The organism is Streptomyces sp. NPDC028907 (genome assembly GCF_055564995.1).
The window spans coordinates 1-11,803 of sequence record NZ_JBVHVE010000036.1 but is presented as its reverse complement, the minus strand read 5'-3'; the positions used below and the strand labels follow the sequence as shown (position 1 = coordinate 11,803).

Genomic DNA, 11,803 nt, shown 5'->3' with positions numbered 1-11,803 from the left:
TTGTGGGGGGGGGGAGGAGGCTGCTTTTTTTGTGGGTTTGTTGTTGTGCGGGTGGTAGGTTCGGCGGTGTGGGGGGGCCCTCGGGGGCGGGCCCCCCCCCCCCCCCCCCCGGCCCAGCCCGGCACCGGCCCCTACGGGGCACCGGGCTCCCCCGACGCCAACGGCATCAGACTCCCCGGCGGCTTCACCAGCCGCGTCATCGCCCGCTCCGGCCAGACGGTCACCGGCACGTCGTACACCTGGCACAACGCCCCTGACGGCGGCGCCTGTTACGCCGACGGCAGCGGCTGGATCTACGTCTCCAACTCCGAGATCAACCCCTCCGGCGGTGCGAGCGCGGTCAGGTTCTCCTCGACGGGCGCGATCACGGCCGCGTACCGCATCCTGTCCTCCACCCGGCAGAACTGCGCGGGCGGCAAGACCCCGTGGAACACCTGGCTGTCCTGCGAGGAGGTGTCCCTCGGCTACGTCTACGAGACCGACCCCTGGGGCACGACCGCCGCGGTCCGCCGCGACGCGATGGGCCGCTTCAAGCACGAGGCGGCCGCCGCCGACCCGGTCCGCCAGGTGATCTACCTGACCGAGGACGAGACGAACGGCCGCTTCTACCGCTTCGTCCCGACGACCTGGGGCGACCTGTCCTCCGGCACCCTGCAGGTGATGGTCGCGGGCAGCGCCGCGTCCGGCTCCTTCACCTGGGCGAACGTCCCCGACCCGGACGGCTCCCCGACCGCCACCCGCTCCCAGGTCTCGGGCTCGAAGTCCTTCAACGGCGGCGAGGGCTGCCACTACGCCGACGACACGGTGTGGTTCACGACCAAGGGCGACAACCGGGTCTGGCAGCTGAACCTGAACTCCAACACCTACGAGCTGGCATACGACGACTCCCTGGTCACCTCCGGCACGGCTCCCCTCACCGGCGTCGACAACATCACCGGCGCCTCCTCCGGCGACCTGTTCGTCGCCGAGGACGGCGGCAACATGGAGATCTGCGTCATCACCCCGGACGACGTCATCGCCCCGTTCCTGCGGATCGACGGCCAGTCGGGCTCGGAGATCACGGGCCCTGCGTTCTCCCCGGACGGCGGCCGGCTGTACTTCTCCAGCCAGCGGGGGACCAGCGGGAGTTCGTCGGGCGGGATCACTTATGAGGTGACGGGGCCCTTCCGCGCCTAGCGGTCACGGACAGGTCTCCTCCACAACCGGTCGCCGGGCATACGGTCATCCCCTCACACACCACCAGCGGGGGGGGTGACCGGGCGGAACTGTGGCTGCGGCACGGGCGCCGCTGTACGCGCTGATCAGTTGTCGTCGGCAGGCAGTTCGCCCGCACAGGTGGCCCGGCCGAACTCGCCCATGGCGGTGGCGCGCTGGACGTGCTGACCGCGGATCGCGAGCGTACAGGCCGCCTGGCCGCCCTTCTCGCCGAGGACGATCGCCACGGTCGGCGCCTTGCCCAGCGGCACCTGGACGGTCTTCCGCCACGGTAGTTCGGCGCCCCGTACGACGGTCGCCGCGCCGTCCTCGCCGCGGGCGAGGTAGGAGATCTCGACCAGGCCCTCGCCGGTGACCTCATACGTCACGTCGGCGGTCGGCACGGTGGGGGCCGCCTTCGGTTCGTCCTCGGTGTCGAGCACGCCGTAGCCGACGAGGCCGCCGCAGGCGAGCAGCAGGGCGGCGGCGATCGCCACCGCCGCACGGCCACCGCCCGTGCCTTCTTCCGGCTTCTGGTTCACCGTCCCGGTGTCCGCGGTCCGCTTGCCCTTCGTCTCCGCATCGCTGCTCTCCGCATCGCTGCTCTCCGCATCGCCGTTTGCTTCGCCGTCTTCTTCGCCGGGGGTTTCCGCTCCGGCCGCCGCGGTTTCCGCGGTTTCCGCGGTTTCCGTGTCCGGCGTCCCGTCGGACTTCGGCTCCGGATCTGCGCTTTCCATGGATTCCTCGGATGACATGAACGGGGCCCGGCTTTCGGTGAGTCGGATCGATTCTGCTGACGTCGAACCGGGCGGTTATACACCACGACCAGCGCGCCACGCGAGCGACCGGATAAAAGGTACGGACCGGCCGCGTTTCCAGGGTCCGTTCGCCCTGAATGTCCGTGGGGTTGACGTGACGCCTCTCCAGTAATCGATAATCCGCTGCTTCGTCCGTGAGCTGGCCTTTCGCCTGCTCGTGGGCGGCGGTGCAGTCATGCTCCAAGCCGGGCGGAATCCTTCGCTCCGGCTCGTTCGGCGTGCCCGTTTCGCCTGCGGCGGGGCTGGCCGCCGATGTCGAAAGGCAGCGACGTGAAGGTGCCATTCAGGAGATATCTCTCCTGTCTGGTGGTCGCGGCAGTGGCGGGCACGCTACTTCCGCAGGTCGCTTATGCGGCCCCACCAACGGAACCCGAGAAGGACGACGGAAAGTCAATTGTCGATACCGTCGCCGGATGGTTCGACGATGACGACAAGGAAAACAAAGAGCCGCCCACCTACGGCAGTCACGGAATAGCCGACCGGCAGAAGCCGGCCAAGGGAAAGAACGACCCGAAGGCTGAGCGGGTCAAAGAACTGACGTCCCGCCGGACGTCGTCGGCCCGCTTCTGGCAGCTCTCCGACGGCCGCGTCGAGGCAGAACTGTCGGCCGCTCCGACCTCGTACGAGGACAAGGCCTCCAAGTCCTGGAAGAGCATCGACACCCGGGTCAGGGCGACCAAGGCCAAGGGTTTCGACTTCGCCAACACGGCCAACACCGGCCGCAGCTGGTTCGGCTCCGACCCCAAGGAGCTGCTGCGCTTCGAGACGGCTGAGGGCGGCCAGTCGGTCACCCTCGGCCTCGCGGGCGCGGCGAAGAACCTGAAGCCGCAGGCACAGGGCAACGCGGTCACCTACAAGGGTGCGGCCAACGGCGCCGATCTCTCCTACCAGGTCGGTCCCGGCCGGGTGAAGGAGAACATCGTCCTGGCCGAGCGGCCCGCCCATCCAGTGACGTTCACCTTCACGATGGACACCGAGGGCCTGACGCCCAAGGCCCGCAAGGACGGGTCGATCGCGTTCTTCGGCGAGCTGCCGAATACCCCCGTGCTGGTTATTCCGGCCCCGTACATGACGGACGCGAAGAAGAACGCGTCCTCGCCGTACGGATACGAGTACAGCGCCGCCGTCAGCCAGAAGCTCACCCGTGACGGGGACGGCTGGAAGCTGACCGTCACGCCGGACGCGAAGTGGCTGGCGGCGAAGGAGCGCCAGTACCCGGTGGTGGTCGACCCGACGATCACCGTCGCGCCCTCGCCGTCCGGTTCGCAGGACACCATGGTTCTGTCCGATTCCGCCTCGACGAACTTCAACTCGTCGTGGAATCTGTCCGTGGGCAAGACCTCCAGCAGCGCCCAGGCCCGGTCGCTGCTGAAGTTCCCGCTGGACGAGATTCCGGCCGGGGTGAAGGTCGACGGCGCGCGGCTGGGTGTCTACTTCGACCAGTCGCACACCACCAACGGCAACGACGTCACCATCGAGGCGCACCGCGCGACCGGCGCCTGGGACGAGTCGACGGCCACCTGGTCCAACACCAGCGGCCTCGTGGGTGAGCTGTCGGGCACCAGTGTCCAGGCCGACGACGGCGACGCGGGCACCACGGCCGCCACCGGCGTCTGGCCGGCGTCCGGCTCGTCGCTGACGCAGTACGCGATCGGCCAGGACTACCACTACAACAAGGACGCGGTCGCCGGGGACACGTACACCTGGCAGCCGAAGGTCACCGACACGGCCACCTACCGCGTCGACGTGCACTACGTGGCGGCCGGCGACCGGGCGACCAACGCCCCGTACACGGTGACCCACCGCGACGGCACCCAGACCTTCACCGTCGACCAGTCGGCCGGCACCAACGGTGTGTGGACCTCGCTGAACGGCGGCGCGCAGCTGCCGTTCACCAAGGGCACGGTCGGCAAGGTCGTCCTCGGTGACGGACCGGCCTCCACCTCGACCGCGGTCCTCGCGGACGCGGTGCGCCTGGTGAACCCCGCCCAGATCGTCAAGAACACGGGCGAGTACAACCAGTGGCACGAGTTCCCGGTCGCCGAAACCGTGCAGAAGTGGGTCAACGGCACCGCGAACCACGGCTTCGTCCTGATGGCGAAGGACGAGTCGTCCACCGGCCCGCTCGGCGGTCCCCGCTACGAGGCCGGTGACGGCTCCTACGGCGGCGAGACCTCGTCGATCCCGCGTCTGACCGTCACCTGGGGACGCGTCGGAACCGCGCTCGACTCGCCGACCGTCGTGCACTCCACCGGCCCCGAGCTGCACTGGCCGGCGTACAAGAACACCAGCGGCGAGACGGGCGCGGACATCGTCGAGTACCAGCTGCACCGCTCCACGCAGCAGGACTTCACCCCGTCCGCGGCGACCCTGGTCGCGCCGATCGACAAGGCGGCCACCGCCTACACCGACACCACCGCGGTCCCGACGCCCGACTCGAGCTCGAGCGAGATCGGGAAGTCGTACTACTACCAGATCGCGGTCAGAACCGAGGACGGTGACCTGCTCGGGTCCCCGACCCGTGTGGTGGGCATCCCCAAGGCCGGCCGCACGATGAAGATCATCCAGGGCAGCCAGGGCGGCGTCACCGACACCACCCTCTCCTCCGCCCAGCCGAGCACCAACCAGGACACCATCCAGTCCTGGGGCGTCGGCCAGAAGTGGCTGAGCGTCGGCAACAACTCCGGCACCTACGGCAAGACCCGCGCCGTGCTGAAGTTCCCCACCAGCGACATCCCGGCCACCGCGACGGTGCTCGACAACCGGATGTACATGTGGGGCGCGGAGACCACCACGGGCAGCACCGGTGCGATCTACGAACTCCACGCCCTGACCCGGGACTTCGCCGAAACCAGCGCCACATGGAACAACGCCACGTCCACGACCGCCTGGACCAGCCCTGGCGGTGACATGAACGCGGCCGTCTCCGACACGGTCGCGAACATGGCCGACGTCGGCCGGCACTGGTGGGACGCCACCAGCCTGATGCAGAGCTGGGTCGAGAACCCGGCCGGCAACAAGGGCGTCGCGGTCAAGCTGAAGGACGAGACGTCCACCGGCCCGCAGGAGCGCACCCTGTTCCTGTCCGCGGAGACCGCCGACCCGCAGCTGCGCCCGTACATGCAGGTCATCTACGTCGACTCGACCACGCAGTCGACGTACTACGCCCCCACCACCCCGTCCCGGATGACCCCGAACACCACCTACACGGTGGACTTCACGGTCACCAACACCACCTCCTCGGAGTGGGCCGCGGGCGAACGGGAGCTGTCCTACACCTGGAAGCTCCCCGACGGCACGGACGTGACGACGGGCGGCAACCAGCTCGCCACGGCGATCCCGGCCCTGCTGCCGGGCAAGTCGGCCACCATCCAGGCCCAGGTGTCGACCCCGGTCAACTCGGATGCCGGCAACAAGCGGGGCGAGTACGTCCTCGGCTGGGACGTCCGCAGGATCTCCGACGGCACCTGGCTGTCGGCGGGCACCGGCGGCATCCCCGCGCTGAAGCAGAACGTGGCGGTCGAGGACCCGACGTCCAACCAGCTCGGCCTGGAGAAGTTCTACTCCTACACGGGCAAGAACACCGGCGCCGGCTCGACGGTCATGAACAACCTGGCCGCGGGCAACAGCGTCTGGTCCTACAACGCGTTCTCGAACCCGGGACGTGGCCTGAGCACCTTCGCCCGGTTCGCGTACAACTCGCAGGACACCTCGGACACGGTGGCCGGTCACGGCTGGTCGTTCCAGGCGGCCGGGCCGATCCGGCTGGGTGCGCCGCTGGACTTCCACCCGAACCCGAACCCCACCGAGATCCGTCTCCCGGACGGCGACGGCACCACGCACGTCTTCCGCAAGCAGGAGGACAACACGTGGAAGGCTCCGGCGGGCGTCCACTACCACGTCACCATGAAGGCCGGCCTGGACTGCAAGCCGACCAAGGACCCGGTCCCGGACGCCTGGACGCTGACCCGTCCGGACGGTACGCGTTTCCTCTTCGGCTGCGACGGCTACATGACGTCGACGGTCGACAAGAACGGCAACACACAGACGTTCACCTACGAGGAGCGCAAGTCCAACAACAAGCCGACCAAGTTCCTCGCGTACATCACCGACCCGGCCGGCAGGCGGTCGCTGACCGTCGACCACTACGAGAAGGGTGACGCGTCCTACGAGTACGTCGACGAGACGGGCGCGAGGGTCACGGGCTCGAACCTGACCAACTCCAAGATCTACGACCACGTGAAGTCCATGACGGACATCTCCGGCCGCAAGATCGCCTTCTACTACACGGAGAAGGGCTTGCTGGGTCAGTTCACCGACGGTGTGGGCTCCAGCCAGCCGAAGGACTTCCGGTTCACCTACGACGCCACGCAGGGGAACAAGAACGTCAAGCTGGTCGAGGCCACGGACCCGCGCGGGAACAGTACGTCGCTGGCGTATTACGCGCCGCAGACCGGTGACGACCCGAAGTACCACTGGTGGACGAAGACGGTCACCGACCGTCTGCAGGGCGTCGCGGGCTACGCCTACACCCCCAACGCCGCCAACCCCAAGTTCACCGACACCAAGGTCACCGACGCCGAGAACCACGCCACCGCCTATGTGACGGACGACTTCGGCCGCCCGGTCCAGACGACCAACGCCAAGTCGCAGACCACGAAGATGTCGTGGGACGCGGACAACAACGTCACCTACCTGGAAGAGGCCAACGGCGCCAAGACCGCATACTGTTACGACCAGAAGACCGGCTACCCGCTCTGGCAGCGCGACGCGGAGAACAACAAGACCGGCGTACCGTCGGCCTCGGACTGTGCGCCCGGCACCTACCCGGCGAACTCCACGCAGTACACCTACCAGACCCGCGCCGACGGCTACTCCGCCGATCTGTCCGCCAAGACCTCACCAGAGGGTCGCAAGTGGCAGTTCGGCTACGACATCTTCGGCAACCTGAAGACGGTCACCGACCCCAAGGGCGTCGCCACCACGACGGCGGGTGACTACACCACCTCGTACGACTACGACGCCTACGGCCAGCCGACCAGGGTGACCGACGCCAACGGCAACCCGACAACGAACAGCGACTTCGGCCCCACCGGATACCCGGCCACCATCACCGACGCGCTGAACAAGTCCACGAAGTACGTCTACGACGAGCGCGGCCAGGTCACCGAGGTCACCGACGCCCTCGGCACGAAGACCACGCAGACGTACGACACCTACGGCCGTCCCCTGGTCAGGACCGTCCCCAAGGTCCAGGCCGCAGGTGACCTGATCACCACACCGGCACCGGTCTACGACGCCAACGACAACGTCACCCGGTCCACGGCTCCGAACGGTGCGGTCTCGACCGCGGTGTATGACGCGGCAGACCAGATCACCTCGGCAACGGCGCCCATGGACACGGCGACGTCGGCGGAGCGGAGGTGGACCTACACCTACGACAAGGTCGGAAACCTCAGGACGACGGTGGAGCCGAAGGGAACGCTGACCTCGGCTGACCCGGACGACTACGTCACCACCAACAATTTCGACGAGATCGACCAGCTCGTGTCCGTGGTGAACGCGGAGGGAGACACGATCTCCTACACGTACGACATCGTCGGCAACGTCACGAAGGTGGTGGATCCGAAGAAGAACGCCACCGCGGACACCAACGACTACACCACCAAGACCGCCTACGACCTGAACCACCGGGCCGTCACCGTCACGGATGCCGCGGGCAAGGTGAGGAAGCGGGCGTACGACAAGGACTCGCTCGTCGTCTCGGAGACCGACGCCGAGAACAACACGACGACGGTCGTCTATGACGAGCGGGGTAAGAAGACCGAGGTCAAGGTCCCGCACTCCGGCACCACCTCGATCACCTACCGGACGACGAAATACGAGTACGACCATGTCGGCAACGTCACCAAGGTGCTCACGCCGAGGGCCGTGGCGGCCGGGACGACGGAGGCGTTCACCGCGCGTACCGAGTACGACGCGCTGAACCGCCCGGTGAAGCAGTTCCAGCCGTACGACCCGGCGGATGGCCGCTACAACAGCCCGAATGTCTACACGCAGACGGTGTACGACGCAGTGGGCCGGGTGGTCAGGACATCGCTGCCGCCGTCCGAGGGGCAGTCCGTCCGCAACGACACCGTCCACAGCTACTTCGACAACGGCTGGGCGAAGTCTTCCACCGACCCGTGGGACATCGTCACCACGTACGACTACAACGATCTGGGCCAGCAGACGGCCCGTACGCTCACCTCGGCAGGCGGTTCCTCGAACCGCACCATGACGTGGTCGTTCTACCCGGACGGCAAGCTCAAGTCCAAGTCGGACGACGGTGTCCCCGTCGGCAAGTCGGTCGTCCTGGTGGACAACTCCGACACCCAGAACACCTCGTCCACCGGCACCTGGGCCACGGGAGACATCGCCGGCCAGCAGGGCTACGATCACCGCACCCATGCCGCGGGCACAGGCACCGACGCCTTCACCTGGACGCTGAACATCCCCAGGGACGGCACGTACACCGCGTACGTGAAGTACCCGAAGGTGACCGGCGCCGCCACGGCCGCGAAGTACACCGTCACGCACTCCACCGGCACGGTGGACGTGGCCAAGGACCAGAACGCGGGCACCGGCACCTGGGTCTCGCTCGGCTCGTACACGTTCACCCAGGGCAACTCGGCCAAGCTCCAGTTGTTCCAGAACAGCGCTGGAGTCGTGGTCGCCGACAGCGTCAAGCTGGTACGGGACACCGGCTCGGAGACCGACAACGAGAAGCGGACGTTCGCCTACGCCTACGACGCCAACGGCAACCTGACGACGGTCGACGACACGTCCTCCAGCGCGAAGATCGACGCCTACACGGTCACCTACACCGGCCTGAACCAGGTTCAGAAGGTCACCGAGGCGCTGGCCGGCCAGGAGAAGAACGCGACGTCGTACACCTACGACGCCAACGGCCAGCCGGAGACGGTCACTCATCCCGACCAGTTCTCCAGGTACACCTACGACCTGCGCGAGCTGGTCGACACGGTCTCGGTCGGCAGGACGGCCACGGACAGCTCGCCCAAGGTCACGTCGTACACCTACACCGACCGCGGCCAGAAGCTGAAGGAGACCAAGGCCAACGGCAACACCGTCGACCACACGTACTACCTCGACGGCGCGCTGAAGAGCACCTCGGAGAGGAAGGCGAACGACATCCTCGTCGCCTCGCACACCTACGCCTACGATCCCAACGGGAACAGGACGCAGGACGTGGCGAGGAAGATGAACGCCGACAACCACGCGGCGTACCTCGACTCCACCACGGACTACACCTACGACCCCGCGAACCGGCTCTCCAGGTCGGTCAAGACAGGCAACGGCGCGAGCACGGACACGTACGTTCACGACGACAACGCCAACGTGGTCAGCCAGACCGTCAAGGGCACAGCCACGACGTACACATACGACCGGAACCGGCTGCTGAGCTCGTCGGCGGGAGGGACGGCGTTCCAGTACAACTACGACCCGTTCGGGCGTCAGGACTCCGTCACCTCGGGCGGCGAGGTCGTGGAGCGAAGCGTCTACGACGGCTTCGACCATGTCATCGAGGCTCAGAAGAGAGGCTCGGACGGCGTGATGGAGACGACCTCCTTCACCTTCGATCCGCTCGACCGCACCGCCACCAAGACTGCCGACGGCAAGACGACCACCTTCAACTACCTCGGTCTGTCGAACGAGATCCTGGGCGAGGAGGTCGCGGGGCAGCTCACCAAGTCGTACCAGTACAGCCCCTGGGGTGAGCGTCTGTCCCAGGTCAAGCACAACACCGACGGCACGGTGGAAGACAGCTACTACGGCTACAACGGCCACACCGATGTCGAGACGCTGACCGACGCCAACGGCGACACCAGGGCCACCTACGGCTACACCGCCTACGGCTCCAACGACGACGCCGAGTTCACCGGCATCGACAAGCCCGATGCCGGTGACCCCACCAAGGAGGTCTACAACCCGTACCGCTTCAACGCCAAGCGCTGGGACGCCCGGTCCGGCACCTACGACATGGGCTTCCGCGACTACGACCCGGGTCTCAACCGCTTCACCACCAGGGACATGTACAACGGCGCCCTCGCCGACATGAACCTGGGAATGGACCCCTTCACCGGGAGCAGATACGCCTTCACCGGCGGCAACCCGGTGAGCTTCACCGAAATCGACGGCCACTTCGCCCTCTTGGCGGTCGTCGCGGTCGTCGCGGTCGTCGCGGTCGTGGCCGCGGCGGCGACCAGCACCCAGACGGACGGTGGCCAGCTGGGCACCGATCTCGAGGACGCCGCCGAGGACATCGCGGCCCGAGGCCAGCGGCTGGTCGACACGGTCCGAGGTATCGGACGTCTCTTCGGGGACGACGAGCCGCGGAACGAGGGGCCCCGCACTCCGCGTGTGGACGGCGACAGTGGTGGCGACGACCAGCCGGAGCAGGCGCCGCAGCCGGTGCCGAAGGGACTGACCGCGCCGCAGTGGGACGAGGCCGTGGAAGCATGCCAGGAGGATCACGGCAGGAGCGAGCAGGAATGCCGCGATCTCCCGGTGTTCGTGGTCGACGGCAAGAGGACGCCCAAGATCGCGATCAACGACGCGTCCGCCATCGCGAGCGGAAAGCCGTGGCTCCTGCACACCATGAGGGACAAGGGCGCGGCCGACCTGAACCGCGAGTTCGCTGGGTGCAAGGCGGTGTGGGCCGGGCCTGACTCCTGTGACGAGTACCCGTTCGCCTCCACCTACCAAGGCGGTTTGGGTGCGCAGGTGATGGGAGTACCCAAGTGGGAGAACGATCAGCAGGGCAGGGACATGAGTGCGTTCCTCAGACGGAATCGCATGAAGCGAGGAGATCCCTTCCTTGTGTGGACCATCAACGTCAGTCAACAGAACGGTAACTGGGTCGCAGGGTAATGCGGCGGCCGACTCTCGAGGCTGATTGACTCACTTTGAACGGGTCCGTAGGGTAACTCCTCGCGGACCCGTTCTCATATTCCATTCCGAGGTGATCATGGCAGGCGTTGGCGGAGAATTCTCCTGGATTTCCGAACTGGAGGAGGATTACATTGTCCCGACGATTTCCCTCATCGAGGGTGTCGACCGTGACGAGGTGATCCGACGTCTGGGCGGAGATCCCGTTGCGACGCGGAGCCTGACGGCTCTGGAGGCCGTGGAGTTGGCCGACGATTCCGAATTTGTCGGCGTCGGGCAAGTGGGGAGTACCGCCTACACAATTGAAAGCGTCGGATACGTCGCGGCAGTTCCCGGTGTTGTCCGTGATTTGTCGCGAGGTGGTCGATGTTTCAGCGTGCGTTTCGATGTGAACGGGGCCGACAGCGTCCACTATGCGGTCGACGGCGACCTGGTCGTGTACGAAGAGCACGACGGGCCGGTGAATTCACTTCGCGCCGATGACCCTCGCTGGAGGACATCCTGGTGCGACGGGCTTCTCGATGCAGAGGGCCGGTGGGGCGTGAACATCCTTGCTCTTGCGGAGAAAGTCATGGGGGTCACGGTTCAGCGGTCCTGGTTCAGTGAGCCCCTGATGACCGTGGAGCTCCCTTCCGCCGCGAGGTATGCGGGTACGTCGTACTGGGATATCCCCTGACGGGAGGCGAGAGCGTCGTTGACGACGCTTGCATCGCGGCCGAATGGCGAGCCTCCGCAGACGATGCGTGAGAGGGCGGCACCCCCGCACAGGGTGTACGGCTGACTTCCTGACCAGGGAAGTCAGCCGTTTTCCATGCCGTCAGGGCACTCTCAGGGCACATCGC

General features: G+C 66.9%; 4 protein-coding genes. 3 read left to right on the top strand and 1 reads right to left on the bottom strand.

Going from position 1 to position 11,803, the window contains the following annotated elements; translation table 11 throughout:
• Positions 1-66: 66 nt before the first annotated feature.
• The gene (locus tag ACZ4UU_RS44795) at positions 67-1,176 is read left to right on the top strand and encodes an alkaline phosphatase PhoX (RefSeq protein ID WP_471909219.1); all 1,110 of its coding nucleotides are present in this window, start codon (positions 67-69) and stop codon (positions 1,174-1,176) included.
• Between the two features lie 125 nt (positions 1,177-1,301).
• Here the strand turns inward: ACZ4UU_RS44795 and ACZ4UU_RS44790 are convergent, their stop codons facing one another.
• Positions 1,302-1,931: a hypothetical protein gene (locus ACZ4UU_RS44790; RefSeq protein ID WP_471909218.1), complete on the bottom strand. Its 630-nt coding sequence runs from the start codon at positions 1,929-1,931 to the stop codon at positions 1,302-1,304.
• Positions 1,932-2,264: 333 nt separating this feature from the next.
• Here ACZ4UU_RS44790 and ACZ4UU_RS44785 point away from each other — a divergent pair, with 333 nt between their 5' ends.
• Positions 2,265-10,943, top strand: coding sequence for a golvesin C-terminal-like domain-containing protein (locus ACZ4UU_RS44785; RefSeq protein ID WP_471909217.1), 8,679 nt, complete (start codon positions 2,265-2,267; stop codon positions 10,941-10,943).
• A 97-nt stretch (positions 10,944-11,040) separates the two neighbouring features.
• Positions 11,041-11,637 (top strand): DUF6461 domain-containing protein, encoded by a 597-nt coding sequence (locus ACZ4UU_RS44780; protein WP_471909220.1) that lies wholly within the window; start codon positions 11,041-11,043, stop codon positions 11,635-11,637.
• The last annotated feature ends 166 nt before the right edge of the window (positions 11,638-11,803 follow it).